The organism is Mycobacterium sp. UM_CSW, assembly GCF_000455205.1.
GTDB lineage: Bacteria > Actinomycetota > Actinomycetes > Mycobacteriales > Mycobacteriaceae > Mycobacterium.
This window is the reverse complement of record NZ_AUWQ01000042.1, coordinates 1-25684: the sequence shown is the minus strand read 5'-3', so window position 1 is coordinate 25684 and position 25684 is coordinate 1. Positions and strand designations below refer to the sequence as shown.

Genomic DNA, 25684 nt, shown 5'->3' with positions numbered 1-25684 from the left:
CTGTACGACGCCCGGTTTGACACGTGTCATGCGGGCAGCAGGAGCGCGCTGTCTCCGAATTCGTGCCACAGATAGCCACGGGCGACCGCCTCCCGGTAGGCCGCGGCGACAAGGTCGGGGCCCGCGACGGCCTCGAGTAGCAGCAGGTGCGAGGCGCCGGCGTCATGCCACCCGGTGACCAGGCCGTCGACCACCCGGCACGGGCGCTGCGGGCCGAGCACCAGGTCGGTCCAGCCGACGGCCGGCCGAACCACGCCGGCCGGGTCCGCGGCCGACTCCAGCGCCCGGGTCACCGTCGTGCCGACGGCGATCACCCGGTTGCCCGCCGCGCGCGCCGAGTTCACCAGCCGCGCGGTGGGCGCCGGCACCTCGAACAGCTCGGGAGTCGGCGGCTCGCCGGCCTCGGCCGACGACACCCCGGCGTGCAGGGTGATCGGCGCGATCCCGATCCCGGCGGAGACCAGCGCGGTCACCAGTTCGGTGCTGAACGGTCGTGCGGCGCTGGGCATTTCGGCGCTGCCGGCGGACCGCGCGAACACGGTCTGGTAGTAACGCAGCGGCCACTCCCGCGGCACGTACGAATACCGGATCGGCCGCCCGTGCCGCGCGAGGTACGCCCCCAGGTCGCCCTCGAGGATCACCCGCGCGGTCCACAGCCGGGCACCCTCGACGCCGGGTTCGGGATACGACGAGCCGATGACGAGCGCCGCCCCGCCGGGCAGGTCGACCCGTTCGCCGGGCCGCACATCGGTGAGGTGCCCGGCGGCGTCGGTCGCGGGCCGCAGTTCCACCACCCACTCCTTCTCGGCGCGCGCCGTCGAGAAGTGCACGGTGATGTCCCGCCCGCCGCGGCGGCCGTCGACCGCGGCGGGGATCGTGGCGGAGTTGTTCACCACCAGGAGGTCGCCGGGTCGCAGGTGGTCACCGAGGTCGGCGAAGCGGGCGTGGCTGACCCGCCCCGGGCGGGCGACCAGCAGCCTGACCGCATCGCGGGCCAGGCCGCGGGCTTCGGGGGGCTCGCTCGCGTCGGAGCCCGGCGGACGCTGGAAGTGGATCATGACAGCGCACCGGCCAACAGCTCCGCGGCCCGGTAACGACCCCCCGGCGGCCGGGTGTCCAGCAGGCGGAGCAACGCGGGCACGACGGCCTCCGGTTCGGCGCGATCGGAGATGTCCTCACCGGGAAAAGCGGCCTGGTGCATCTCGGTCCGCATGTCGCCCGGGTCGAAGGCGTAGACACGAACCGCCGCCACCTCGGCCGCCAGGACGGCCGACAGCTGATCCAGCGCGGCCTTCGACGACCCGTATCCGCCCCAGCCGGCATACGGCTCGACGGCGGCGTCGGACGACAGGTTGACGATCACCCCCGCGTTGTCGGCGAGCGCCGGCAGCGCCGCCCGGGCGAGCGCCAGCGGGGCGAACACGTTGGTCTCGTACACGTCCCGCAAGTCGCTCTCCGGGTAGTCGGCGAGCGCGGGCTGCGGGCTGGGCCCCAGCCGGCTGGCGTTGTTCACCAGCAGGCCAACGGGACCGGCGTCCAGCGCGGCGGCGATCAGGGCGTGACGGTGCGACGAGTCCGTGACGTCGCCGGGCAATCCGATGAATCGCTGCGAATTCAGTTCGGCTGCAGTGGCATTGAGTTCTTGGGCGCGGCGGGCATCGGCGACGACGGTCCACCCCCGGTCGAGCAGGGCGGCGGTCAGCGCCCTGCCGAATCCGCGGGAGGCGCCGCTGACGATGGCGACGGGACTGGGTTGCGATTGAGTCATACGGCCCATACTGATAGTTGAAGTAAACTTTAAGTCAAGTCCTCAATCCGGAAAGGCCGCAATGGACAAGCGTGATCTGTTCACCGTCAGCGAGATCGCCCGCCGCAGCGGCTTCGCCGCCTCGGCGATCCGCTTCTACGAAAGCCAGGGCCTCATCACGGCCACCCGGACGTCGGGCAATCAGCGCCGCTTCGAACGGCAGATGCTGCGCCGCCTGGCCTTCATCAAGGCCGCCCGCAACGTCGGGCTGAGCCTGGAAGAGGTCGCCGACGCGCTGGCCACCCTCCCCGACGGCCGCACCCCCACCCGCGCCGACTGGACCCGGCTGTCCAAGACCTGGCGCGCCCGTCTCGACGACCAGATCGCCGGGCTGATCGCGCTGCGCGACAACCTCGACTCCTGCATCGGCTGCGGCTGCCTGTCATTGCAGCGCTGCGCCATCTCCAACCCGGGCGACCTTGCGGCCGGCGCCGGAGCGGGCGCGGTATACCTGCCGAAATCGCTGCGCCGGCAGGTCACGGGTGCCCAGCAGACGTAAAAGCCCCCAATTCCGGCGCGGAATGGGGGCTTTTACGTTCCCCCGCAAGCGGGAGGTGCCCCCAGCTCGCGGAAGTTTAGGCCTCGGCGAGCCGCTGCTTGAGCGCCTCGAACTCGTCCTTGACGCCGGTCGGCAGCTTGTCGCCGACGAACTCGAACCACTCCTCGATCAGCGGCAGTTCCTGGCGCCACTCGTCGGCGTTGACGGCCAGCGCCTGCGCGACCTCTTCGCTGTCCGCGTCGAGCCCCTCGAGGTCCAGGTCCTCGGTGGTCGGCACGATGCCGATCGGGGTGTCCTGGCCGCCGGCCCGGTGCTCGATACGGTCGACGATCCACTTCAGCACGCGGCTGTTCTCGCCGAAGCCCGGCCACAGGAACTCGCCCTTCTCACCGCGGCGGAACCAGTTGACGAAGAACACCTTCGGCAGCTTGGACTCGTCGGAGTTCTTGCCGAGGTCCAGCCAGTGCTGGAAGTAGTCGCCGACGTGGTAGCCCAGGAACGGCAGCATGGCCATCGGGTCGCGGCGAACGGTGCCGACCTTGCCCTCGGCGGCGGCGGTCTGCTCGCTGCCCATGGTCGCGCCCATGAAAACGCCGTGCTGCCAGTCGCGGGCCTCGGTCACCAGCGGCACCGTGGTCTTGCGGCGCGCGCCGAACAGGATGCCCGAGATCGGCACGCCCTGGGGGTCGTCCCACTCCGGCGCCAGGATCGGGCACTGCGACATCGGCGTGCAATAACGCGAATTCGGGTGGGCCGCAGTGGTTTCCGTCTCGCGGAAATACCAGTCGTTGCCCTTCCAGTCGATCAGGTGCTGCGGGTCGCCCTCCAGGCCTTCCCACCACACCTCGTCGTCGTCAGTCAGCGCGACGTTGGTGAACACGGTGTTGCCCGCCGCGATGGTGCGCATCGCGTTGGGGTTGGACTTCCAGTTGGTGCCCGGCGCGACGCCGAAGAAGCCGAACTCGGGGTTGACGGCGTACAGCCGGCCGTCCTTGCCGAACCGCATCCAGGCGATGTCGTCGCCGAGCGTCTCGGCGCGCCAGCCCGGGATCGTCGGCTGCAGCATGGCGAGGTTGGTCTTGCCGCACGCCGACGGGAACGCCGCGGCGAAGTAGTAGGCCTTGTTCTCCGGGGAGATCAGCTTGAGGATCAGCATGTGCTCGGCGAGCCAGCCCTCGTCGTGGGCCATCGCCGAGGCAATGCGCAGCGAGTAGCACTTCTTGCCCAGCAGGGCGTTGCCGCCGTAGCCGGAGCCGTAGCTCATGATCTCGCGGGTCTCGGGGAAGTGGGTGATGTACTTGGTCTCGTTGCACGGCCACGGCACGTCCTTTTGACCGGGCTCCAGCGGAGCCCCGACCGAGTGCAGCGCCTTGACGAAGAAGCCGTCGTCGCCCATCTTCTCCAGGGCGGCCTTGCCCATCCGGGTCATCACCTTCATCGAGACGACGACGTATTCGGAGTCGGTGATCTCCACGCCCAGCTTGGGGTCGTCGGCACCGAGCGGGCCCATGCAGAACGGCACCACATACATGGTGCGGCCGCGCATGCAGCCGCGGTACAGGTCTTTGAGGGTGGACCGCATCTCCGCAGGGTCCATCCAGTTGTTGGTCGGGCCGGCGTCGATCTGCCGCTCGGAGCAGATGAAGGTCCGGGACTCGACGCGCGCCACGTCGGACGGGTCGGACAGCGCCAGGAAGGAGTTGGGGTACTCCTTGGGGTTCAGTCGCTTGAAGGTGCCGGCCTCGACGAGCTGGTCGGTGAGCCGCTGCCACTCCTCGTCGGAACCGTCAGCGAAGACCACCCGGTCGGGCTGGGTGAGCTCGGCGACCTCCTCCACCCAGGACAGCAGCCCCTGGTGCTTGGTGGGCGCGGTGTCCAAACCGGGGATGGTCGCTGAAGTCATCGAAGTCTCCTGGATTCTTCTGCCTGCTTACTCGGCTCGTATTTGAGTTGCCTTGCTATGCCCTCGCCCACACAACCATTTACATGGTGGCGTTAACTACAGGTTATCGTGAGCCACTTGTCGAGGAGGTCTCGGGCGGGTATAAGCCTTCTCACAACAACGATTCAGAAACAGGGCCAAACGTCACCCGTCGTCGCCATTGCCGCTCCTTGAAGCCGTTTCATCGGTGTCGCTCTCGGGTTGGGGTATACCCGGTTGTCCGAGTTCTGCACGCACCGCGTCCAGGGCAGCCTGGATGGTCGGCATCTCCCGGTCGCGCACCGCGGCCGCCCGTGCCGCCGCGATCGCGTGCTCACGTAGTTCGCTGTCGATGGCGCTGACCTGGTCGGCCACCTGCGCGTTCTCCGCCTCGTCGCGGGACACCAGCGCGGTGCTCAGCAGCGACTCGGCGACCAGCACCCGGGTCGCCACCAGCTCCTCCACCGTCGACTGCAGCGACGACGTGACGTCGCCCGCCCAGCGGTCCAGCAGCGCCCGGTCGCGCAGCAGGCCGCGGATGTGGACGACCACGAACGTGACCGCCACCCCGATGGCGACGCATGCCACCGCGCCCGCGGCGGCCAGCGCGGGGCTGAGCCGGGAGGCCAGCCCGCCGACCAGCCGGCTGAGTGTCAGCGCCACCCCCAGCCCGAAGCCGGCGCCCAGCAGCATCATCAGCCAGGTTTCGTGCCGCCGGGACTTCAGGGGCGCGGGCGGGACCTCGACCGTCGGCAGCTTCTCGACACCGGGCAGGGCCACCGGCACCCCCAACACCTGCGCGACCTCGTCGAGGTGGGTGCTGGTTCCCTCGCTCACCTCGGCCACCACCTCGTCGACGCGGCCGCGCGCGTATTCAGCGAAGCCGGCCATCTTCCGCCTCGACAGACCGGCGGCGTCCTCTTGCAGCTCCGTGCGCACCGACGAACAGCGGTTGCGCGCGAAGTAGGACAACTGGACGCGAGCCTGCTGAATCTGGCCGCGCAGCGTGATGGTGCGCTCGGTTTTCGCCTGCCTGCGCTGCCGCAGGGCCCCGCTGCGCTCCTCGCGCAACGCGTCGACCCGCGCCCGCCGCCCGGCGCCGTCGGCGTCTCGGTCGATGCGTTCGGCGACCGCCTGCAGCCGGGATTCCCAGGCCCGCAACCTGTTTCGCCGGGGAATGTCGGGATCGGCGAGTTGCTCGTCGACGGTCCGCACCAGGTCGTCGACGCTCGGGTCGCCCAGGTCAGGCAGGGCGGCCGCGCCGACCCACGGCACCCGGCCGTACCTCGGCGCGTGCGCGACCAGGGTGTCGCGGTTGGCGGCGAGGACGTCGCGCCAGTTGCGGTGCACGTCGGTCTTGGACACCACGCCGACGACCACGTCGGTGTGCTCGGCGGCGGCATCCAGCAGCGCGCAGTCCGATCCGGTCAACTGCGCCGCCGCGGAGACGACGAACACCAGCGCGATCGGCGCATCGCCGGGTCCCAGGTCCGCCGACTCGACGAACTTGTGCTGCGGCAGCCGTTCGCGCAGCGCCGAAACTACGGCGGTGACGCCGGCCAGCCACGGCCCGGTCACCAACACCACGTCGCGGCGGTTGATCCCGGGCGAATCCAGCCGGGGTCCGATCGCCGCCACCAGCGCGTCCACCTCGGCGGCCGCGTCGTCGCCGCTCACCGTGGCTCCCGGGGCAACGGCCCGCAGGCCCGCGACCACAGCCGCAGCGATCCCCGGGCGATGTCCGCGCCGCAGGCGCGCTGCAGATCACTCACCGGTCCCAGCCTGCCAAGGCTGTAGCGCTGCCAGCGCACCGCCCGGGGTAGCTGCGCCGCGGGATCGTCGGGAACGTCGGAGCCGGCGTCGTGCCCGGCAGCCTCGGCCAGGTCAACCGCGGCCGCCATCCGGGCGACCACCGTGTCGTCGCTGGCCAAAAAGTTGCTGATCGCCTCGCCGTCGCGGCCGGCGGCGACGGCCAGGGCCTCCAATTCCGCGACGGCCCGCAGCACCCGCTGGTAGCGCACCTGCGCGCCGATCACCGCGACCTTGTCCAGGACGGCGTCGATGCCGCTCAGCCGGCGCAGCAGGGCCCGCGCCTGTGCCGGCGTCCTGCCCCGGCGGGCCGCGGCGATGCCCAGGGCCGTGCCGAACAGGTCCAGGGTGTCGAGCAGGCGCAGCCGGACGGCGGTCGGCACCGCATTTTCTGCGGCCAGGAACCCGGCGAACGAGCCGTCAAGGCAGCCCGGGCCGGCGGGATCGACGGCGAGGACCCGCAGCGCCGCCCACAACTCGTCGTCCAGGCCGTCGAGCGCGGCGACGGCGAACAGCCCGATCATCGGTTCGATCGGGTGCCCGAGCAGCGCGGCGAGACGGGCGCAGCGTTGGCGCGCCGCCGCGATCGGCCCGTCGCCGCCCCGCCCGGAAAGCGAGCCGGCGAGGTCGGCCTTGTTCAGCACGGCCAGCACGGGGCGCCCGGCGGCGGCGACCGCCTCGGCGTCCTCGGGCTTGATCACTTCGGCCGTGACGTAGACCACGACGTCGGCCCCCGCCGACGTCCCCGCGGTCGCAGCGATCCCGCACCCGGCTCCCGCGAGATCCAGGGCGCGCGCCACGGTGCGGCAACCCACGCCGCGTCGACCGCGTACGGCCACGCGCAGCGGGGCGCCGGCCCGTTCCGTGATCGCGGTCACGCGCGGGTCGGCACGGCCGGCGGCAAAGCGCGCCAGCTCGTCGACGAAAAGTCTGTGCCCGTGTCCCGTCATCTGTCCTAGCCGTTCGATCCGATGGGCGTCCGTTCGCCGAACGGCCAGCCGGGTCTCACCGAATGGTGGCATCTGCGTCAGCGAGATGCGAGCCACCGCTAGCAGCAGAAGGCAACTGTTGGGTATCAATCTGGACCACGGGCGGCTACATCGGGGGTTCATGGGCCACCATGGACAAATGCATGCGCAACCCGGGGTCGGGACGTGTCCCGACGCGCCGGCGGCAGTGGAGGCTGGCCCGGAAAGTAAAGATGTGACTGGAGAACCGCCTGTTCCCGAACATCGCCGCCTCCCCGCCACCAGTTTCCGGTCGCGCCGTTCCGCGCTTTCGGAGGCCCAACGCCGCACCTGGGAGCGGCTGTGGCCGAAACTCGGCATCTCGGTCGGGTCCGCGCTCGCCGGGGTTCCCCAGCCGCCCGAGCCACTGGACACCCGCGCCTGGTTCGGCCGCGAGGCGCCGGTGGTGCTCGAAATCGGCTGCGGCAGCGGCATATCCACCCTCGCGATGGCCCAGGACGAGCCCGGCGTCGACGTGATCGCGGTGGAGATCTACCGCCGGGGCCTGGCGCAGCTGCTGTCCGCGATCGACCGCGAGCAGGTCGGCAACATCCGGTTGATCCGGGGGAACGCGATCGACGTGCTGGACCGCCTGATCGCCCCCGGTTCGCTGACCGGCGTCCGCGTCTTCTTTCCCGATCCCTGGCCCAAGGCCCGGCACCACAAACGCCGGTTCCTGCAACCGAGCACGATTGGCCTGATCGCCGACCGGTTACTCCCTGGTGGTGTTCTGCACGCCGCGACGGACCATCCCGGCTACGCCGAGCAGATCGCCGAGGCCGGCGATGGCGAACCCCGGCTTCGTCGCGCCGAGGAGGGAAGCCGGCTGCCGATCTCGGTCGTGCGCCCCACCACCAAGTACGAGTCCAAAGCCCAAGAAGCGGGCAGCGCGGTGAACGAATTCATCTGGCGTAGGCGATGAGTAGGCAGGCGATGGAAATGAGCCTGACAGAAGAGGCGACGGCATCGGAAGCGCTGGAAGCACCGGCGGTTCTGTCGGCCGAGGGGCTGAACAGCTTCCAACCGCCGGCCGGGCGGGTGCTGCTGGTCTGGGACGCGCCCAACCTCGACATGGGCCTGGGCTCCATATTGGGGCGGCGCCCGACGGCCCTGGAGCGCCCCCGATTCGACGCCCTGGGTCGCTGGCTGTTGGCGCGAACCGCGGAGGTCAGCTCTGGCCGGCCCGGCGTCGTCATCGAACCCGAGGCCACGGTGTTCACCAACATCGCCCCCGGCAGCGCTGACGTCGTCCGCCCCTGGGTCGACGCGTTGCGCAACGTCGGGTTCGCGGTCTTCGCCAAGCCGAAGATCGACGAGGACAGTGACGTCGACCACGACATGCTGGCGCACATCGCGCGGCGGCATTCGGAGGGGCTTGCGGCGCTGGTGGTGGCCTCGGCCGACGGCCAGGCCTTCCGTCAGCCGCTGGAAGAAATCGCGCGCACCGGGGTTCCCGTCCAAGTGATCGGATTTCGCGAACACGCGAGTTGGGCGCTAGCGTCGGATACCTTGGACTTCGTCGACCTGGAAGACATCGCCGGTGTGTTCCGGGAGCCGTTGCCGCGGATCGGTCTGGATTCGCTGCCTGACCATGGAGCATGGCTGCAGCCGTTCCGGCCGCTGTCCGCCCTTTTGACCACGCGTGTGTGAGACTGGGAACTCAATCCGCGGGTCACTACTGATCCAGTAAGGAGCTTACGTGTTCGCCTGGTGGGGACGAACTGTGTACCGGTATCGGTACATCGTCATCGGGGTCATGGTGGCTCTTTGCCTCGGCGGCGGCATTTTCGGAATGAGCCTGGGCAAACACGTTACGCAGAGCGGCTTTTACGACGACGGCAGCCAGTCCGTCAAGGCCTCCGTCCTTGGTGACCAGACCTATGGCCGCGACCGCACCAGTCACATCGTCGCCACCTTCACCGCCCCCGACGGCAAGACCGTCGAGGATCCGGCGTGGCACCAGAAGATCGTCGACGAGCTGAACAAGTTCAAGAACGACCACCCCAACCAGGTCGTCGGCTGGGCGGGCTGGCTGGCGGTCGCCAATCCCGCCGACGCGCCCCCGCTGATCAAGGGGATGGCGACCGAGGACAAGAAGCACACCTTCGTGTCCATCCCGCTCAAGGGCGACGACGACGACTCCATCCTCAACAACTACAAAGCCATCGCGCCGGACCTGCAGAAGCTCGACGGCGGCGCCGTCCAGCTCGCGGGCCTGGAGCCGATCGCCAACGCCCTGACCGGCACCATCGCGACCGACCAGCGACGGATGGAGGTTCTCGCCCTGCCGCTGGTGACGGTGGTGCTGTTCCTGGTGTTCGGCGGCGCGATCGCCGCCGGCCTGCCAGTCATCGTGGGCGGCCTGAGCATCGCGGGCGCAACGGGCATCCTGCGGTTCGTCGCCATGTTCGGGCCGGTGCACTATTTCGCCCAGCCGGTGGTCTCGCTGATCGGCCTCGGTATCGCCATCGACTACGGGCTTTTCGTGGTGAGCCGGTTCCGGGAGGAGATCGCCGAGGGCTACGACACCGAGGCCGCCGTGCGACGCACCGTCATGACGGCCGGGCGCACCGTCACCTTCTCGGCGGTGCTCATCATCGCCTCGAGCGCCAGCCTGCTCGTGTTGCCGCAGGGCTTCGTGCATTCGCTGGTCTATGCGATCTTCGCCGCGGTCGGGCTGGCGGCGCTGCTGTCGATCACGTTGCTGCCGGCCTGCCTGGGCATCCTCGGGCGCCACGTCGACGCGCTGGGCGTGCGGACCGCGTTCCGGGTTCCCTTCCTGCGGAACTGGAAGGTGTCGCGCGCCTACCTCAACTGGCTCGCCGACCGGCTGCAGAAGACCAAGACCCGCGAAGAGGTCGAGGCCGGCTTCTGGGGCAAGCTGGTCAACTTCGTGATGAAGCGGCCGCTGGCGTTCGCGGTTCCCATCGCCGTCGGCATGATCCTGCTCGTCATCCCGCTCGGCAACCTGTCGTTCGGCGGCATGAGCGAGAAGTACCTGCCGCCCAACAACCCCGTGCGCCAAGCGCAGGAGCACTTCGACAAGCTGTTCCCGGGCTACCGCACCGAGCAACTGACCGTGGTGATCAAGAGCAACAACGGCAGCAAGGTCACCGACCAGCAGGTGGCCGACATCCGCAACAGGATCGCTCCGATCACCGGGTTCACCGACAAATCGTGGGAGGAGCGGCCGTGCCCGGCCATCGCGGGCAACCCCTGCGTCAACGGCCCCAACGGCACGACGCAGCCCAAGAACGACTCGGTGCGCGTCATTCAGAACGGTTTGTCCAACCGCAATGACGCCGCCAAGAAGATCGACGAACTGCGGTCCATAAACCCGCCGAAGGGCCTCACCCTCCTGGTCGGCGGCACGCCCGCGCTCGAGCAAGACAGCATCCACAGCCTGTTCGACAAGGCCCCGCTGATGTTGGTGCTGTTGCTCAGCGCCACCACCTTGCTGATGTTCCTCGCGTTCGGGTCGGTGGTGTTGCCGATCAAGGCGGTGGTGATGAGCGCGCTGACGCTCGGGTCCACGCTGGGCATCCTCACCTGGATCTTCGTCGACGGACACTTCTCGACGTGGCTGAACTTCACTCCGACGCCGCTGATGGTGGTGCTGATCGCGCTGGTGGTCGCGGTCGGTTTCGGCCTGGCCACCGACTACGAGGTGTTCCTGGTGTCCCGAATGGTCGAGGCCCGCGAACGCGGCATGTCCACCGCCGAGGCGATCCGGATCGGCACCGCTACCACGGGACGCCTGATCACGGCCGCCGCGCTGGTCCTCGCCGTGGTCGCCGCGTCGTTCGTGTTCTCCGATCTGGTGCTGATGAAGTACCTCGCGTTCGGGCTGATGGCCGCGCTGTTGCTGGATGCCACCGTGGTCCGAATGTTCCTGGTGCCGTCGGTGATGAAGCTGCTCGGCGACGACTGCTGGTGGGCCCCGCGCTGGGCGCGGCGCCTGCAGAACAAGATGGGGCTGGGCGAGATCGACCTGCCTGACGAGCGCAAGCGCCCCACCCTCAACGGCCGGCCCACCCGGCCCCCGGTCGCGGCGGCCGCCCTGGCCGCGGGAGCGCCGCGCGCGCCGCACGACCCCACCCACCCCGGCTCGCTGGAGCCGTCGCGGGCGGCGCACCCCGACCAGCTGGAGCCCAGGCCCGCCCGGGAATTGGCGTCCGGTGCGCCGAGCACGCCGTCCGCCGCGAGCACCACCCGCCTTCAGGCCCAGCCATCAGAGCCCAAGACCGCGCGCCTCTCGGCACCCGCCAACTCAACCCCCTGGCCGTCGGCGTCACCGCGCCCACCCGCGCCGCCGACGCCGTCCAGCGGTCAGACGCGGGCCATTCCGGTCCCCGGCAACCATTCCGGTGACGCGACGGCCCCCGATGACATGCCGGACGCCGAGCCCACCACCGAGAAGCTCGACGCCCGCGGGCAAGGCGACAACGGCGACCGGCGTCGCAGGGGCGCCGGCGGGGGCGTCAGCGCCCAGGATCTGCTGCGTCGCGAGGGCCGGCTCTAAAGCCCGCTCAGTCGGGCTGGTCCGGTTCCGCCTGGACGACAACCCCGGCCTCCTCGGCCTCTTCGGTCTGCTTTTCGGACTCGGCGGAGGGATCCTTGGCCAGCAGCACCTGAATCGCGTTGTTGAGGAACGCGACCGTCGGAACGGCGAGCAACGCCCCGACGATCCCGGCGAGCACGCCGCCGGTGGAGATCGCCAGCACCACAGCGAGCGGATGGATCGACACCGCGCGGCCCATCACCAGCGGCTGCAGCAAATGCGCCTCGAGCTGGTTCACCGCGATGAGCAAACCCAGCGTGATCAGCGCGTAGACGATGCCTTTGGCCAGCAGCGCGACCACCACCGCCAGCAGCCCGGAGACCAGGGCACCGATCAGGGGAATGAAGGCGCCGAGAAACACGACCGAGGCCAGCGGCAGCGCCAGCGGGATGCCCATGATCGCCAACCCGGTGCCGACGCCCGCGGCGTCGGTCAGGGCGACCAGGAAGGTGGCCCGCACGTAGCCGATCAGCGACCCGTATCCGGCGTTGCCCGCCTCGCGCACCCGGTCCCGGGCGTTCGGCGGGAAGATCTTGGTGACGTACTGCCAGATGTTGCGCCCGCCGTAGAGGAAGAAAATCAGCGTGAACAGGGCCAATACCGCGGCCGTCACCAGCTCGGTGATCGTCGCCGCGGTGGACAGCGCGCCGCTGGTCAGCTTGGACTGATTGTTGTGCAGCGCCTGGATCGCGGCGTTGCCCGCGTTGGAGATCTGTTCGCCGCGCAGATGCAACGGGCCCTCCATCAGCCACCGGCGGGAGGAGTCGATGCTGCGGCTGATCTGCTCGGTCAGGTCGGGCAGACCGTAGACGAATTGGATGATGACGAACGTCAGGATGCCGCCGAAAATCGCGAACCCGCCCAGCATGACCAGCGCCACCGCCGCGCCGCGCGGCAGGCCCCGCTTGTCGATCCAGTCGACGGCCGGAACCAGCAAAGCGCTGACCATCAGCGCCAGCAACACCGGAACCACGATGACTTCGAGCTTCTGCATCACCCAGAGCAGTGCGAGCACCGCGGCCAGGATGGCCAGCAAACGCCACGCCCAGGCGGCGGCCTTTCGGACGAGGGGTTCGACCGACGCGGCCTCGAAGGCCTCCGCGGCTCGTTCGGGGTTTGCCGGCATCAGCCCAGCCTATCTGGCGGCGGTGCGCGCCGACCGGTCGTGACGGCGTCCCCGCCGCCACCGGACCCGGCACGATCCGGTTACGACCGCGACACAGTCGGAGCTTCGCCTCGCTGGCCGCGCCACCTGCGCGGTTACCCTAAAGCACGTGTCGCACCACGCACCCGCCCGCAAGCTGGACCTGACGCGCGAAGCGACCCCGCGCGGCAGGTACTGGTGGGTGCGCTGGGTGATCCTCGGCATCGTCGCGATCGTGCTTGCTGTGGAGATCGCACTGGGCTGGCACCAGTTGGCGAAAGCCTGGATGAGCCTGTACGAGGCCAACTGGTGGTGGCTCATCGCGTCGGTGGTGGCGGCGGCCGCGTCCATGCACAGCTTCGCCCAGATCCAGCGCACCCTGCTGAAGTCGGCCGGCGTGCACGTCAAGCAGCTGCGATCGGAGGCCGCGTTCTACGCCGCCAACTCGTTGAGCACGACGCTGCCCGGCGGGCCGGTGCTGTCGGCGACGTTTCTGTTCCGGCAGCAGCGGCTCTGGGGCGCCTCGACGGTGGTGGCCTCGTGGCAGCTGGTGATGTCGGGCGTGCTGCAGGCGGTGGGGCTGGCGCTGCTCGGCCTGGGCGGCGCGTTCTTCCTGGGGGCAAAGAACAACCCGTTCTCGCTGCTGTTCACGCTCGGCGGGTTCGTCGCGTTGCTGCTGTTGGCCCAGGCGGTCGCGTCGCGCCCGGACCTGATCGAGGGCATCGGCAGCCGGGTGCTGTCGTGGGTCAATTCGCTTCGCGGCAGGCCGGCCGACGCCGGCCTGGACAAGTGGCGCGAGACCCTCATGCAGCTCGAGTCGGTGAGCCTGGGCCGTCGGGACCTGGGCGTGGCGTTCAGCTGGTCGATGTTCAACTGGATCGCCGACGTCGCCTGCCTCGGGTTCGCGGCTTACGCCGCCGGTGACCACGCGTCGGTCGCCGGGCTGACGGTCGCGTATGCCGCCGCCCGCGCGGTCGGCACGATCCCGCTGATGCCGGGCGGCCTGCTGGTGGTCGAGGCGGTGCTGGTGCCCGGGCTGGTCTCCAGCGGGATGTCGTTGCCGAGCGCGATCTCGGCCATGCTGCTCTACCGGCTGATCAGCTGGCTGCTCATCGCCGCCATCGGCTGGGTGGTGTTCTTCTTCATGTTCCGCACCGAGAACGTCGGCGATTCCGACGACGACGACCCCATCACCGGCCCGCTGGCCGTCGTGCGCGACCCCGGCGCGTCCACCGACCCGACCGAGACCGCCCTGCAGGGTCCGCTGCCGCCGCCGGAGCCCAGCCACGAAATCGGCCGCTAGGCAACGCTTTCGGCCGTTCGGCCGGCCTTGGCCTAGTGCGCGCCGCCGATCGTCACGCCGGGCAGCAGCGGGGCCGGGGCGCTACCGACCGGGGAGGCGCCCGGGGCGCCGCCGCCCGGCAGCGCGGGCACCCCGCCCGGCAGGCCGCCGGCCGCGCCCTGCGCCTGCTGCAGCATGCCCATTGCCTGCGGGATGCTGATCGGCAACTTGCACTGCGTCGACAGGCTGGTCAGCGGCGACGCGATCGACGTCATGTCGCCGGCCACCTTGGGGTTGGCCTCGAAGTAGGACTTGAGCCCGGTCAGCGACTGCGGGCCGGCCTGCTGTTGCAGCATCGAGGTCATCGTCTGGTTGGTCTCGGGATGCGAGTCCAGGTAGTCGCCCATCGACTTGGAGACCGAGCCGATCGTGCGGGCGATCTCGCTGGCGGCGCACGGGTCGTTGGCGCCGGTCGCCGGCGGCCCGGCGAGGACGGCGACGGCCGCGGCGGGCACCGCGGTGGCCAGCAGCCCGGCGAAGATTCTGCGGCGCCTGGTCGCGGTGCCTGTCGTCATGGGTCGCTCCTAAGAGTTTGCGAACGCGCGCGGCGTCTGGGGGCACATCGCAAAACGGTTGGCATGAACGGCTCTTCGTGACGGGGTTCCCCGCTCCCCCGCGCGGCCACCCGACATCCTGCCATCCGGACACCGCCCCTGCTACTTCGTGTGACCCACACCGCTGGGTCACCGGTTCACAACAACTGGGCAGCGTCTCGGCAACATCCGTGTCGTTGCAGCTCAGGATGCTGATAAGCCGACATAATCCACAGGCTGCTGCGGTATTCTCGCCTGCACGCATTGCGTGAGAACCCGGGGAGTGAAGAAATCCAGCAGTTCATGATGCGCCTCAGCCGCAGCCTGCGTAAGTACCGCTGGTTGGTCTTCACAGGCTGGTTGCTGGCATTGGTGCCGGCGGTCTATTTGGCGTTGACACAGTCGGGCAACCTCACCGGCGGCGGTTTCGAAGTGGCCGGCTCCCAGTCGCTGGCGGTCCACGATCAGCTCGAGGACCTCTACCACGACCAGGGGGCGTCGTCGCTGGCGCTGGTGGCGGCCCCCCGCCCCGACGCCAGCTACGCCGACATCAACGACGCCGTCGCGCAGCTGCGGCAGATCGCCGGCGAGTTCCCCGGCGTCACCGAGGTCCCCAACCCCACCCAGCGGCCGCCGCAGCCCGACCGGCCGTACGTGATCTCGCTGCGGATGGACGCCCGCAACGCCGGCACCAGCGACCTCGCCAAGCAGCTGCGCCAAAAGGTCGGCATCAAGGGTGACCAGTCCGGCCAGGCGGCGAACGGCCGGGTGCGGCTCTACGTGATCGGCCAGGGTGCCCTGTCGACGGCCGCCGCGGCGAACACCAAGCACGACATCGCGGCCGCCGAAAAGTGGAACCTGCCGATCATTCTGGTCGTCCTGCTGGCGGTGTTCGGTTCCCTGGCCGCCGCGACGATCCCGCTCGCCCTCGGCATCTGCACGGTCGTCGTCACGATGGGCCTGGTCTATTTCCTGTCGGCGTACACGACCATGTCGGTGTTCGTGACGTCGACGGTGTCGATGTTCGGGATCGCGCTGGCGGTGGATTATTCGCTGTTCATCCTGATGCGCTTCCGCGAGGAACTGCGCTCCGGGCGCCAGCAGAACGAGGCCGTGGACGCCGCGATGGCCACGTCGGGGCTGGCGGTGGTGTTGTCCGGCATGACCGTGATCGCCTCGCTGACCGGGATCTACATCATCAACACCCCGGCGCTGAAGTCGATGGCCACCGGCGCGATCCTGGCCGTGGCGGTGGCGATGCTGACGTCGGCCACCTTGACGCCGGCGGCGCTGGCGACGTTCGGCCGGGCGGCCGCCAAGAGGTCGCGCCTGCTGCACTGGTCGCGCCAGCCGGAGGGCGGGCAGTCCCGGTTCTGGATCCGGTGGATTTCAGCGGTGATGCGGCGGCCGTGGGCGTCGGCGGTGGCGGCCTCGGTGGTGCTCCTGGTCATGGCGGTGCCGACCGCGTCGATGGTCCTGGGCAACAGCCTGCTGCGCCAGTTCGACTCGTCCCATGAGATCCGCGCCGGTGTCGGCGCGGCCGCGCAGGCGCTCGGGCCCGGCGCGCTCGGGCCGATCCGGGTGCTGGTGACGTTTCCCGACGGCGGCGCGGCGTCGCCGGAGCACAGCCAGACGGTCAACGCGATCCGGCAGCGAATGACGGAGGCACCCAACATCGTTTCCGTGTCGCCGCCACAGTTCGCCGAGGACAACGGCAGCGCCCTGCTGTCGGCGGTGTTGTCGGTCGACCCCGAGGACATGAAGGCCCGCGAGACCGTCGGCTGGATGCGCGCGCAGCTGTCCAAGATCCCCGACGCGGGAACGGCGCGCGTGGACGTGGGCGGCCCGACCGCGCTGATCAAGGACTTCGATGACCGGGTGTCGCAGACCGAGCCACTGGTGCTGCTCTTCGTCGCGCTGATCGCGTTCGTGATGCTGTTGATCTCGATCCACTCGATCTTCCTGGCGCTCAAGGGCGTGCTGATGACGTTGCTGTCGGTCGCCGCCGCCTACGGCAGCCTGGTCGTGGTCTTCCAGTGGGGCTGGTTGAGCGACCTCGGTTTCACCCAGATCAGCTCGATCGACAGCACGGTGCCCCCGCTGGTGCTGGCGATGACCTTCGGGCTCTCCATGGACTACGAAATCTTCCTGCTCACCCGGATCCGGGAACGCTTCCTGCACTCCGGCAACACCCGCGACGCCGTCGCCTACGGCGTGAGCACCAGCGCGCGCACGATCACCAGCGCCGCCCTGATCATGATCGCGGTGTTCATCGGGTTCGCGTTCGCCGGCATGCCGCTGGTCGCCGAGATCGGTGTCGCGTGCGCCGTCGCGATCGCGGTCGACGCCACGGTGGTGCGGCTGGTCCTCGTGCCGGCGCTGATGGCGATGTTCGCCCAGTGGAACTGGTGGATGCCCCGGTGGCTGCGCCGCGTGCTGCCGTCGGTCGACTTCGACCGGCCGCTGCCGCAGGTGGACCTCGGCGACGTGGTGGTCATCCCCGACGACATCTCGGCGCTGGCCGCGCCCAGCGCCGACCTGCGGATGGTGCTCAAGTCGGCCGCCAAGCTCAAGCACCTGGCGCCCGACGCCATCTGCGTGGCCGACCCGCTCGCCTTCACCGGATGCGGGCGCAACGGCAAGACCGCGCCCTCGGTCCCGGCCGACACCCGCGGCCTCGGCCCCGGCCAGATCCCCCACCAAGTCGACATCGACGACGGCGGCGCGGGGGCCGGGGCAAGCCCCGCCAGGAACGGCAGCAACGGCCACCCGCCCGCCAAGAAGCGGGTCGGCGGCCTGCCGTCGCGCAACGGGATCGCCCGCGCGATCGCCGGGGACCGGCCGGTTCATCCGGTGACGCTGTGGCGGGGCCGGCTGTCCGTCGCGATCGACGCGCTGGAGACCGACGCCTCCGGGGTCGATTGTCCCCAGTACGAGCGGCGCAGCCCGGTGGAGACCACCAACGTGCAACTGCCCACGGGCGATCGGTTGCTCGTGCCGACCGGCGCCGAGGCGCTGCGCCTCAAGGGCTACTTGATCATGTGCCGTAACAGCAGCCGCGATTACGCCGAATTTGCAGACATGGTCGACAACGTGGAACCGGAGACCGCCGCGGTGGTGCTGGCCGGCATGGACAGGTATTACTGTTGTCAAACACCCAGGCGGGAATGGATGGCCACCCAGTTGGTCCGCCGGCTCGCGGACCCCCATCCCTCCGATTTCAGCGACGAATGGTCGGATTCCGACGCGAGAGCGGACTGGGACGACGTCAGGCAGCGCTGCCTGTCGGTGGCCGTGGCGATGCTGGAGGAGGCGAGGTGACGTTGGCATCCGAACGGCGCCCGGCACCGCCGCCCGAGCGGCCCGCCGGCGAGCAGCGCATGGACGGTGGCCCTCTTGCCGACACCGAGCAGCCCGTCGAGTTCTGGCCCACGTCGGCGATCCGTTCGGCGCTGCAGGGCGGCGACATCGACACCTGGAAGCGCATCGCCGCGGCGCTGAAGCGCGACCCGTACGGCCGGACCGCCCGCCAAGTCGAAGAGGTGCTCGAGGGGACGCGGCCCTACGGCATCGCCAAAGCGCTGTGGGAGGTGCTGGAGCGCGCCCGCACCCATCTGGAGGCCAACGAGCGGGCGGAGGTGGCCCGACACATCCGGCTGCTGATCGACCGCTCGGGCCTGGGCGAACAGGAATTCGCGTCGCGCATCGGGGTGTCGGCGCAGGACCTGGGCGCCTACCTAGACGGCAGCGTCAGCCCCACCTCCGCGCTGATGATCCGGATGCGCCGGCTCTCGGATCGATTCGTGAAGGTGAAGTCCGCGCGGTCGGCCGAATCCAACTGAGGAGTCAGCGGGCGTTGATCGGCGTCACGTTGGACACCAGCCAGGCGTCGCCGCGCTTCGCCAGCGCCACCCGCAGCGCGGGCGCGGCCTGACTGGGCGGCTGCCCCGGGGTGTTCTGGGTAACCCGCAGGATCACCGCGACGCTGGCGGCCGTCGGACCCAGCGCCTCGACCCCCGCCGACAGCGTCGCGGCCTGCGCCGTCACGTTGTGCTGGGCCAGGTCCGCGCTGGACTTTCGGTACTGCTCCCGGAACGCGCCCGCCTGGTCGGGCACCATCATCGCCGCGGCCCGGTCGATGGAGCTGGTCGGGGCGCTCGGGGTGAACGACGCCATCGCCTCGGCCATGCCCGAGGCCACCTGGACCACCTCGCGGGTGTCGTTCTTGAAGTCGCGGTCCGTGCGCGTCCAGTGCGTGTACCCGGTCGCCACCGCCGCGCACAGGGCGGCCGCGCACAGGAACACGACGGCCAGCCGCAGTCCCGGGGCGTCGTCGTCGGTGCCGACGCTGACCGAATCGCGGCGTAGCAGCCAGAAGTTGACGCCCACTCCCTCGACGATCAGCAGCACCAGGACCGAGCACGCCGACACCCACCACAGCGGCCAGCCGAGGGCGACCCCGATCATCCACAGCGCGGCGATCGCGGCCAGCGGGGCCGCGATGTCGAAGGCCAACAAGCGCCAGATGTTCCTCATCGGATGGAACCCAGCCCCGAGATCATCAGCTTGCCGTCGACGTCGCAGACCTCGAGCCGCAGGTTCCAGTGCACCACCTGCGGTTTGGCGCCGACGTTCTCGCTCACCGACGTCGCGACCAGCATCACCGAGTCCATCCTGCTGGCGAACGGCGGCAGCTTGGTCGTCACTACCGGCCGAGAGGTGCCCGGCTGGGTGTCCAGGTCGCGGTGCATCGTCTCGATGGCCACCGACTCGATGCGGCCCGCGCTCTGCGACTGCAGCTTCTGCACCACCTGCCGGTACGGGTCCACGGCTGCGTCGAAGTCGGTGTTGAGTTCTCCGACCGTGCCGTCGTGCAGCTTCTGCAGGCTGGCGTCGATGTTGCCGCTGTTCATGTTGATCAGCACGCCCGTCCACTCGGCGGCGGTCGCCATGACGCGGCTCAGGTAGACGCGTTCGGCGATCTCGTCGCGGTGCGCGGACCAGATGACGTAGCCGAGCACGACGGCGGCGACCGCCAGCACGCCGAGAACGGTCGACGCGATGCCGTAGATCGAGAAAATTCGCCCGTCCGCGGGCTCGGATTCGTCTTCGGATTCGACGTCGTCTTCGGTTTCGACATCCTCCGATTCCACGTCGGCTTCGGATTCCAGGTCTGACATGGGCCGATCGTCGCATCCAAAAGAAGATGGAAGGATGGCGGGGTGACAGTAGAGGCCATCCGATCGGGCGTCGACCTGAGCTTTGTCGACGCGAACACACGCCCCCAAGACGACCTTTTCGGCCACGTCAACGGCCGCTGGCTGGCCGACTACGACATTCCCCCAGACCGGGCGACCGACGGCGCCTTCCGCGCGCTGTACGACCGGGCCGAAGAGCAGGTGCGCGATCTGATCGTGGAGGCCAGCGAGCAGGGCGCCGCCGAGGGGACGGATCAGCAACGCATCGGCGACCTCTACGCCAGCTTCCTCGACGAGGACACCGTCGAGCGCCGGGGCGTCCAGCCGTTGCTCGACGAGTTGGCCGTCATCGACGACTGCGCCGACACCGCGGCCCTGGCCGCCGCCGTCGGCGCCCTGCAGCGCACCGGCGTCGGCGGGGGTGTGGCGATGTACGTGGACACCGACGCCAAGAACTCGGCCCGCTACCTGGCGCACTTCGCGCAGTCCGGCATCGGCCTGCCCGACGAGTCCTATTTCCGCGAGGAGCGGCACGCCGAGGTGCTGGCCGCCTACCCGGGACACATCGCGCGGATGTTCGGCCTCGTCTACGGTGGCGACCCCGAGAGCCACGCGGACACCGCGGCCCGCATCGTGGCGCTGGAGGCCAAGCTCGCTGCCGCCCACTGGGACGTCGTCAAGCGCCGCGACGCCGACCTCACCTACAACTTGCGCACGTTCGCCGAGCTGCGGATCGACGCTTCCGGCTTCGACTGGGACGGCTGGGCGACGGCGCTGGGCGGCTCTCCCGACTCGCTCGCGGAAGTTGTTGTGCGCCAACCTGATTACCTGGCCGCGTTCGCGTCGCTGTGGGAAAGCGAAGACTTCGAGGACTGGAAGCGCTGGGCGCGTTGGCGGTTGATCCGCGCCCGCGCCGCCTGGCTCACCGACGACGTCGTCGCCGCGGACTTCGACTTCTACGGTCGCCTGCTGACCGGCACCGAGCAGATCCGGGATCGCTGGAAGCGGGCGGTGGCCCTGGTGGAAAGCCTGATGGGCGACGCCGTCGGAAAGCTTTACGTGCAGCGGCATTTCCCGCCGGGCGCCAAGGCCCGGATGGACGCGCTGGTGGACAACCTGAAGGCGGCGTACCGGCAGTCCATCGGCGAGCTGGACTGGATGACGCCGCAGACCCGCGAGCGCGCGCTGGCCAAGCTGGAGAAGTTCACCGCCAAGGTGGGCTACCCGGAGAAGTGGCGCGACTACTCGAAGCTGGTCATCGACCGCACCGACCTGTACGGCAACTACCGGCGCGGGTATGCGGTCAACCACGACCGCGAGCTGGCCAAGCTCGGCGGCCCGGTGGACCGCGACGAGTGGTTCATGACGCCGCAGACCGTCAACGCCTATTACAACCCGGGGATGAACGAAATCGTCTTCCCCGCAGCCATTTTGCAGCCGCCGTTCTTCGACGCCGACGCCGACGACGCCGCCAACTATGGTGGGATCGGCGCGGTGATCGGCCACGAGATCGGGCACGGCTTCGACGACCAGGGCGCCAAGTACGACGGCGACGGCAACCTGGTCGACTGGTGGACCGACGACGACCGCACCGAGTTCGGCGCCCGCACCAAGGCGCTCATCGAGCAGTACGACGCGTACGTGCCGCGGGGCCTCGGCGACGGCCACCACGTGAACGGCGCCTTCACCGTCGGGGAGAACATCGGCGACCTGGGCGGGTTGTCCATCGCGCTGCTGGCCTACCAGCTGTCGCTGAACGGCCGGCCCGCACCCCTCATCGAGGGCCTGACCGGCGTGCAGCGCGTGTTCTACGGCTGGGCGCAGGTGTGGCGCACCAAATCGCGAGAGGCGGAAGCGATCCGGCGGCTGGCGGTCGACCCGCACTCCCCGCCGGAGTTCCGCTGCAACGGCGTGGTCCGCAACATGGACGCCTTTTACGACGCCTTCGGCGTGGCCGAGGGCGACGGGCTGTACCTGGCTCCGGCGAACCGGGTCAGGATCTGGAACTAAGCCACCGCTCTGACCCGCGAGCAGACGGAGAATCGCACAATCTGGCCGCTAAACGCGCGATTCTGCGTCTGCTCGGCATGCTTCGATGCGCGCCGGCACGTGCTTGTGCCACGGCGTGCCCGCGTAGGGGTCGCGCCATTCCGTGGAGGTGAGCGAGTTGGGCGCGACCCCGGGGACGACGGTGCGCCCGTCCTCGCCGACGTAGTCCAGCCCGAAACCGTTGGGCAGCGCGGCGTGTCCGGCCAGCATGGTCTCGGTGACCTCGACGGTCGCCTCGGCGCTGCCGGCCGCGGTGCTGACGCGCGCCCGTCCCCCGTCGACGAGCCCCAGCACCTGGGCGTCCTCGACGCTGACGCGCAGCGCCCCGTCGGCGTCGCGTTTGCGCCAGGACGGGTCGCGGAAGATGTCGTTGGCGGTGTAGGCGCGCCGCTCGCCGACCGACAGCACGATCGGGAAATCCGGCGTGGTCAGCTGGGGCGGTGCCGCCGCCAAAGCACTTAGGTCGTCCAGCATTTCGGGGATCTCCAGCGCGATCTTGTGGTCGGCGTGGCTGATCAGCGCTAAGTCGTCCTCGTAGGTGTGCAGGGTGAACGTGACCCCGGACGGGTTGTCGAGAATCGCGTCGAACAGCGCATTGCCGTCGGCGTGGCCGGCCCGCCGCACCGCCTCGGGGTAGGCCATGGCGGTCTTCTGGGCCAGGCCCCACGCTGCGGCCGCGCCGGCCAATCCGTCGGGCAGCGTCGGCCCCAGGGTCTCGTAGAGCACGTACGGAACCAGCTTCGCCACAGTGGGATTGGTCGCAACCGCACCGAGGAACGCCTCGGCATACTCCTGGCGGCCCCGGCGCGCGGCCTCGCGCAGCGGGCGCAGGTCGGCCTCGTCGAGCACGCCCAGCGCGCGCACCAGGCGGGCCCAGATCTCCGGCTCGGGCAGCGTCCCGGGCAGCGGCTCGAGCAGCGGCCGGCGCAATTGGAAAGCGTTGCCGGGGAATTCGAAGTTGAAGAAGGTCGCCTCGGGCTTCTCGAACTGGGACGCCGCGGGCAGCACGTAGTGGGCGAGCCGGGCGGTCTCGGTCATGGCGACATCCACGACGACCATCAGCTCCAGCGCCTGGAACGCCTCCCGGCAGGCCGCCGAATTGGCCAGCGAGTGCGCGGGATTGGCGCTTTCGACGATCATGGCGCGGAAGCGGTCCGGGTGATCGGTCAGGATCTCCTCGGGCACCACGTTGCTCGGAATCAGCCCGGAGATGATGGGCGCACCGGTGACGGGCGTGCGACCGGAGACCTGGCTGAACAGCGGCGCGAACGACGAATGCAGGTGCTGCCCACCCTTTTTGGCGAAGTTTCCGGTGAGGATCCACAGCAGCTTGTTCAGGTAGGAGCACAGGGTGCTGTTGGGCGCCTGCTGGATCCCGAGGTCCTCGAACACCGCCACGCTCTCGGCGGCGCCGATGCGCCGCGCCGCCGCGCGCAACAGCTCCTCGTCGACCCCGCAGCGCTGCGCGTAGTCGCCGACCGGGACCTCACGCAGTGCGGCCCGTACGACGTCGGCGCCGCGTACGTGCTCGGCGAGAAACGCTTCGTTGCAAAGGTTTTCCTGGACGAGGACGGCGGCGAGCGCGGCCAGGCACCAGGCGTCGGTCCCGGGCCGCACCCGCAGGTGGAAGTCGGCCATCTTGGCCGTGTCGGTGACGACGGGGTCGATCACGATCATCGACCGGGCCGGGTCCTTGGCGATCTCGTTGAGCACCACCCGGGCGCGGGGAAAGCTCTGCGACATCCACGGGTTCTTGCCGACGAACACCGACACCTCGGCGTGCTCGAACTCGCCCCGGGTGTGACCGCCGTAGAGCTGCCCGTCGACCCAGGCCTCGCCGGTCTTCTCCTGCGCCAACGCATTTGACCGGTAGCGGGCCCCGAGCGCCTTCAGGAACGCGCCGCTGTAGGCGCCGCCCAGGTGGTTGCCCTGCCCGCCGCCGCCGTAGTAGAAGATCTTGTCGCCGCCGTAGGCGTCGCGGATGTGCTTGAAGCCCTCGGCGATCTCGACGATGGCGGTGTCCCAGTCGATCTCCTCGAAGGTGCCGTCGGCGCGGCGCCGCATCGGCGAGGTCAGGCGGGCGCGGTTGTTCTGGTAGTGGTCCAGCCGCAGCGCCTTGTTGCAGGTGTATCCCTGCGAGGCGGGGTTCGCCTTGTCGCCGCGGATGCGGGCCAGGCGGCGATCTTCGACCTGGACGACGATGCCGCAGTTGCACTCGCAGAGGATGCACGCGGTGGGCTGCCAGTCGGTGGTGGTCATTGCGAATTCCTCTCGGAGAGCTCGGCCGCGAGCAGTCGGTGTAGCTGGCGGTGCACGACATCAAGGGGCGTCAGGTCGCGCCGCACCCGGGCCAGCACGATCGCGCCCTCGAGCGCGCTGGTCGCCAGCACGGCCAGTTCGCCGGCCCGGTCCGCGGGAATCCCATCGGCGACGAAGCGCGCGGCGATCAGGTCGGACCAGCGGTCGAACACCGCGGCCGCGCGCTCGACGACCGGCGTCATGCGCTCGCGGTCGGACTGCTCGCCGGCCTCGACGGACACCGCGACGACGGGGCAGCCCGCGCGGAAGTCGCTGTCGAGCAGCTGGCGGCGGTACTTGTCGATCAGCGCGTCCAGCAACTCGGCGCCCCCGGCGGCCTCGGTGATGAAGGCGGCCACGTGCTCGCCGGCGTAGTCGACGGCCTCGCAGAGCAGCTGGGTGCGCCCGCCCGGGAAGTAGTGATAGGCCGACCCGCGGGGGGCGCCGCTGTGCTCGAGGACGTCGGAGATGGCCGTGGCGTGCGCACCGCGCTCCCTGATCAGCAGCGCGGCCGAAACCACCATCCGCTCGCGGGGGCTGCGCATATGTATGATGCTATACATAATCCGGCGGCGCGCAAAAGATGCCGAGCAGACACAAAATCGCCCTACTCCGAGCCGGAAAGGGCGATTTTGCGTCTGGTGATGGGGACTAGTTGATCCAGTCGCTGGAGCCGTCGTGCTTCTGGTAGTCGCCGCCGGTGGAGTTCTTCACGATGATCGGATCGCCGGGCCCGAAGTTGTCGAAGAACCACCGGGCGTTGCTCGGGCTGATGTTGATGCAGCCGTGGCTGACGTCGCGCTTGCCCTGGTCGTCCACCGACCACGGCGCGCTGTGCACGAAGTCGCCGACGTTGTCGAAGCGCACGGCCAGCTCGACGGTCACCTTGTAGCCGTAGGTCGAGTTGACCGGGACCCCGTAGGTGGAGGAGTCCATCACCACCGAGGGCATCTTCTCTTGCACGTAGTAGGTGCCGTTGGGGGTCTGGTGGTTGCCGGACGTCATGCCCATCGACATCGGGATGGTCTTCTCCACGGTGCCGTTGCGGGTGACGGTCAGCTGGTGCGTGGAGTCGTCCGCCGTGGCCACCAGGGTGTCCCCGGTGTGGAAGCTGGACACGGTGCCGCCGGCGTCGACGGTCACGTCGGTGTGGGCGGGCCAGAAGCTCAGCGGGCGCCAGCGCAGCTGCGTCGGGGTCATCCAGTAGAACTTGCCCGGCACCGGCGGGGTCGACATCACGTGCACCGCGTCGATGGCCGCGCCCGCGTCGTCGACCCGCCCGGGGAAGTTGATGATGATCGGCTGGGCCACGCCCACAGTCGAGCCGTTCTTCGGGACGATCGAGGGCGGCCCGAACGGTGCGGTGCCGGTGAACGGCGTCGGGTTCTGCCCGGCGGCCGGGCCCGAGGCCGCCGGCTGGGCGCCCGGGAAGGTGAACGGCGGCGGCGCGAGCGGGTCGGCGGGCGGCGGCGCCGCAACGGGCGGGGGCGCGGGCGCGGCGGGTGGGTCCGCTGGC

The 25684-nt window shown here is 69.8% G+C and carries 20 protein-coding genes; 8 read left to right on the top strand and 12 right to left on the bottom strand.

Going from position 1 to position 25684, the window contains the following annotated elements:
• Positions 1 to 26 precede the first annotated feature (26 nt).
• Together N415_RS16720 and N415_RS16715 are read right to left on the bottom strand one after the other, a co-directional pair.
• Positions 27 to 1058, bottom strand: coding sequence for an S-adenosylmethionine:tRNA ribosyltransferase-isomerase (locus N415_RS16720; RefSeq protein WP_068184099.1), 1032 nt, complete (start codon positions 1056 to 1058; stop codon positions 27 to 29).
• Positions 1055 to 1768 (bottom strand): SDR family NAD(P)-dependent oxidoreductase, encoded by a 714-nt coding sequence (locus N415_RS16715; RefSeq protein WP_068184096.1) that lies wholly within the window; start codon positions 1766 to 1768, stop codon positions 1055 to 1057. Before N415_RS16715 ends, N415_RS16720 begins: the two co-directional genes overlap by 4 nt.
• Before the next feature lie 61 nt (positions 1769 to 1829).
• Here N415_RS16715 and soxR point away from each other — a divergent pair, with 61 nt between their 5' ends.
• A complete protein-coding gene (gene soxR / locus N415_RS16710) occupies positions 1830 to 2306 on the top strand; it encodes a redox-sensitive transcriptional activator SoxR (protein ID WP_068184093.1) in 477 nt (158 codons plus the stop codon).
• Between the two features lie 76 nt (positions 2307 to 2382).
• Here the strand turns inward: soxR and N415_RS16705 are convergent, their stop codons facing one another.
• The 3 genes from N415_RS16705 to N415_RS16695 all read right to left on the bottom strand — a co-directional run bounded on the left by N415_RS16705 (position 2383) and on the right by N415_RS16695 (position 6986).
• Positions 2383 to 4209 (bottom strand): phosphoenolpyruvate carboxykinase (GTP), encoded by a 1827-nt coding sequence (locus tag N415_RS16705; RefSeq protein WP_068184088.1) that lies wholly within the window; start codon positions 4207 to 4209, stop codon positions 2383 to 2385.
• A gap of 183 nt (positions 4210 to 4392) precedes the next feature.
• Positions 4393 to 5904, bottom strand: coding sequence for a hypothetical protein (locus N415_RS16700; protein ID WP_068184176.1), 1512 nt, complete (start codon positions 5902 to 5904; stop codon positions 4393 to 4395).
• On the bottom strand, positions 5901 to 6986 hold the full coding sequence (locus N415_RS16695) for a hypothetical protein (protein ID WP_068184174.1): 1086 nt from the start codon (positions 6984 to 6986) through the stop codon (positions 5901 to 5903). The genes N415_RS16700 and N415_RS16695 overlap by 4 nt, the downstream gene beginning before the upstream one ends.
• Before the next feature lie 160 nt (positions 6987 to 7146).
• Here N415_RS16695 and trmB point away from each other — a divergent pair, with 160 nt between their 5' ends.
• Genes trmB through N415_RS16680 form a run of 3 tightly spaced genes read left to right on the top strand, consistent with a single transcriptional unit; the run spans position 7147 to position 11565 of the window.
• Positions 7147 to 7965 carry a tRNA (guanosine(46)-N7)-methyltransferase TrmB gene (gene trmB / locus N415_RS16690; protein ID WP_081665314.1) on the top strand — a complete coding sequence of 273 codons (819 nt, stop codon included), beginning with the start codon at positions 7147 to 7149 and terminating at the stop codon, positions 7963 to 7965.
• Positions 7966 to 7982: 17 nt separating this feature from the next.
• Positions 7983 to 8693: an NYN domain-containing protein gene (locus N415_RS16685; protein WP_068184171.1), complete on the top strand. Its 711-nt coding sequence runs from the start codon at positions 7983 to 7985 to the stop codon at positions 8691 to 8693.
• Positions 8694 to 8742: 49 nt separating this feature from the next.
• Positions 8743 to 11565, top strand: coding sequence for an MMPL family transporter (locus N415_RS16680; RefSeq protein WP_068184081.1), 2823 nt, complete (start codon positions 8743 to 8745; stop codon positions 11563 to 11565).
• Between the two features lie 7 nt (positions 11566 to 11572).
• Here the strand turns inward: N415_RS16680 and N415_RS16675 are convergent, their stop codons facing one another.
• Positions 11573 to 12730 (bottom strand): AI-2E family transporter, encoded by a 1158-nt coding sequence (locus tag N415_RS16675; RefSeq protein ID WP_068184078.1) that lies wholly within the window; start codon positions 12728 to 12730, stop codon positions 11573 to 11575.
• Between the two features lie 148 nt (positions 12731 to 12878).
• On the opposite strand from N415_RS16675, the gene N415_RS16670 reads away from it, so the two are divergent.
• Positions 12879 to 14051 (top strand): TIGR00374 family protein, encoded by a 1173-nt coding sequence (locus tag N415_RS16670; protein WP_068184074.1) that lies wholly within the window; start codon positions 12879 to 12881, stop codon positions 14049 to 14051.
• A 32-nt stretch (positions 14052 to 14083) separates the two neighbouring features.
• Here the strand turns inward: N415_RS16670 and N415_RS16665 are convergent, their stop codons facing one another.
• The gene (locus N415_RS16665; protein WP_068184071.1) at positions 14084 to 14605 is read right to left on the bottom strand and encodes a hemophore; all 522 of its coding nucleotides are present in this window, start codon (positions 14603 to 14605) and stop codon (positions 14084 to 14086) included.
• Positions 14606 to 14926: 321 nt separating this feature from the next.
• Here N415_RS16665 and N415_RS16660 point away from each other — a divergent pair, with 321 nt between their 5' ends.
• Both N415_RS16660 and N415_RS16655 read left to right on the top strand, forming a co-directional pair.
• A complete protein-coding gene (locus tag N415_RS16660; protein WP_068184068.1) occupies positions 14927 to 17944 on the top strand; it encodes an MMPL family transporter in 3018 nt (1005 codons plus the stop codon).
• Between the two features lie 59 nt (positions 17945 to 18003).
• The gene (locus N415_RS16655) at positions 18004 to 18465 is read left to right on the top strand and encodes an XRE family transcriptional regulator (RefSeq protein WP_239645602.1); all 462 of its coding nucleotides are present in this window, start codon (positions 18004 to 18006) and stop codon (positions 18463 to 18465) included.
• A 4-nt stretch (positions 18466 to 18469) separates the two neighbouring features.
• On the opposite strand, the gene N415_RS16650 is transcribed toward N415_RS16655, so the two are convergent.
• Both N415_RS16650 and N415_RS16645 read right to left on the bottom strand, forming a co-directional pair.
• Entirely contained in the window at positions 18470 to 19159 is a 690-nt protein-coding gene (locus N415_RS16650) for a hypothetical protein (protein WP_068184063.1), read from the bottom strand.
• On the bottom strand, positions 19156 to 19803 hold the full coding sequence (locus N415_RS16645) for a hypothetical protein (RefSeq protein ID WP_068184059.1): 648 nt from the start codon (positions 19801 to 19803) through the stop codon (positions 19156 to 19158). The genes N415_RS16650 and N415_RS16645 overlap by 4 nt, the downstream gene beginning before the upstream one ends.
• Positions 19804 to 19845: 42 nt before the next feature.
• Between N415_RS16645 and N415_RS16640 the strand changes: the two genes are divergently transcribed.
• Complete coding sequence (locus tag N415_RS16640) at positions 19846 to 21831, top strand: M13 family metallopeptidase (RefSeq protein ID WP_068184056.1); 1986 nt, start codon at positions 19846 to 19848, stop codon at positions 21829 to 21831.
• A 48-nt stretch (positions 21832 to 21879) separates the two neighbouring features.
• Here N415_RS16640 and N415_RS16635 read toward each other — a convergent pair whose 3' ends face one another.
• From N415_RS16635 to N415_RS16625, 3 genes are all read right to left on the bottom strand, one after another.
• The gene (locus N415_RS16635) at positions 21880 to 24129 is read right to left on the bottom strand and encodes a molybdopterin-dependent oxidoreductase (protein ID WP_068184054.1); all 2250 of its coding nucleotides are present in this window, start codon (positions 24127 to 24129) and stop codon (positions 21880 to 21882) included.
• A complete protein-coding gene (locus N415_RS16630; protein WP_068184051.1) occupies positions 24126 to 24713 on the bottom strand; it encodes a TetR/AcrR family transcriptional regulator in 588 nt (195 codons plus the stop codon). Before N415_RS16630 ends, N415_RS16635 begins: the two co-directional genes overlap by 4 nt.
• 106 nt (positions 24714 to 24819) lie before the next feature.
• On the bottom strand, positions 24820 to 25684 hold an 865-nt coding region (locus N415_RS16625; RefSeq protein WP_068184049.1), incomplete at its 5' end, for a L,D-transpeptidase.

Bases quoted from the DNA above. Each gene is read 5' to 3' on its own strand.
- N415_RS16720 (WP_068184099.1), bottom strand. From the start codon at position 1,058: ATGATCCACTTCCAGCGTCCGCCGGGCTCCGACGCGAGCGAGCCCCCC.
- N415_RS16715 (WP_068184096.1), bottom strand. From the start codon at position 1,768: ATGACTCAATCGCAACCCAGTCCCGTCGCCATCGTCAGCGGCGCCTCC.
- soxR (WP_068184093.1), top strand. From the start codon at position 1,830: ATGGACAAGCGTGATCTGTTCACCGTCAGCGAGATCGCCCGCCGCAGC.
- N415_RS16705 (WP_068184088.1), bottom strand. From the start codon at position 4,209: ATGACTTCAGCGACCATCCCCGGTTTGGACACCGCGCCCACCAAGCAC.
- N415_RS16695 (WP_068184174.1), bottom strand. From the start codon at position 6,986: ATGACGGGACACGGGCACAGACTTTTCGTCGACGAGCTGGCGCGCTTT.
- trmB (WP_081665314.1), top strand. From the start codon at position 7,147: ATGGGCCACCATGGACAAATGCATGCGCAACCCGGGGTCGGGACGTGT.
- N415_RS16685 (WP_068184171.1), top strand. From the start codon at position 7,983: ATGAGCCTGACAGAAGAGGCGACGGCATCGGAAGCGCTGGAAGCACCG.
- N415_RS16675 (WP_068184078.1), bottom strand. From the start codon at position 12,730: ATGCCGGCAAACCCCGAACGAGCCGCGGAGGCCTTCGAGGCCGCGTCG.
- N415_RS16665 (WP_068184071.1), bottom strand. From the start codon at position 14,605: ATGACGACAGGCACCGCGACCAGGCGCCGCAGAATCTTCGCCGGGCTG.
- N415_RS16660 (WP_068184068.1), top strand. From the start codon at position 14,927: ATGATGCGCCTCAGCCGCAGCCTGCGTAAGTACCGCTGGTTGGTCTTC.
- N415_RS16655 (WP_239645602.1), top strand. From the start codon at position 18,004: ATGGACGGTGGCCCTCTTGCCGACACCGAGCAGCCCGTCGAGTTCTGG.
- N415_RS16650 (WP_068184063.1), bottom strand. From the start codon at position 19,159: ATGAGGAACATCTGGCGCTTGTTGGCCTTCGACATCGCGGCCCCGCTG.
- N415_RS16645 (WP_068184059.1), bottom strand. From the start codon at position 19,803: ATGTCAGACCTGGAATCCGAAGCCGACGTGGAATCGGAGGATGTCGAA.
- N415_RS16635 (WP_068184054.1), bottom strand. From the start codon at position 24,129: ATGACCACCACCGACTGGCAGCCCACCGCGTGCATCCTCTGCGAGTGC.
- N415_RS16630 (WP_068184051.1), bottom strand. From the start codon at position 24,713: ATGCGCAGCCCCCGCGAGCGGATGGTGGTTTCGGCCGCGCTGCTGATC.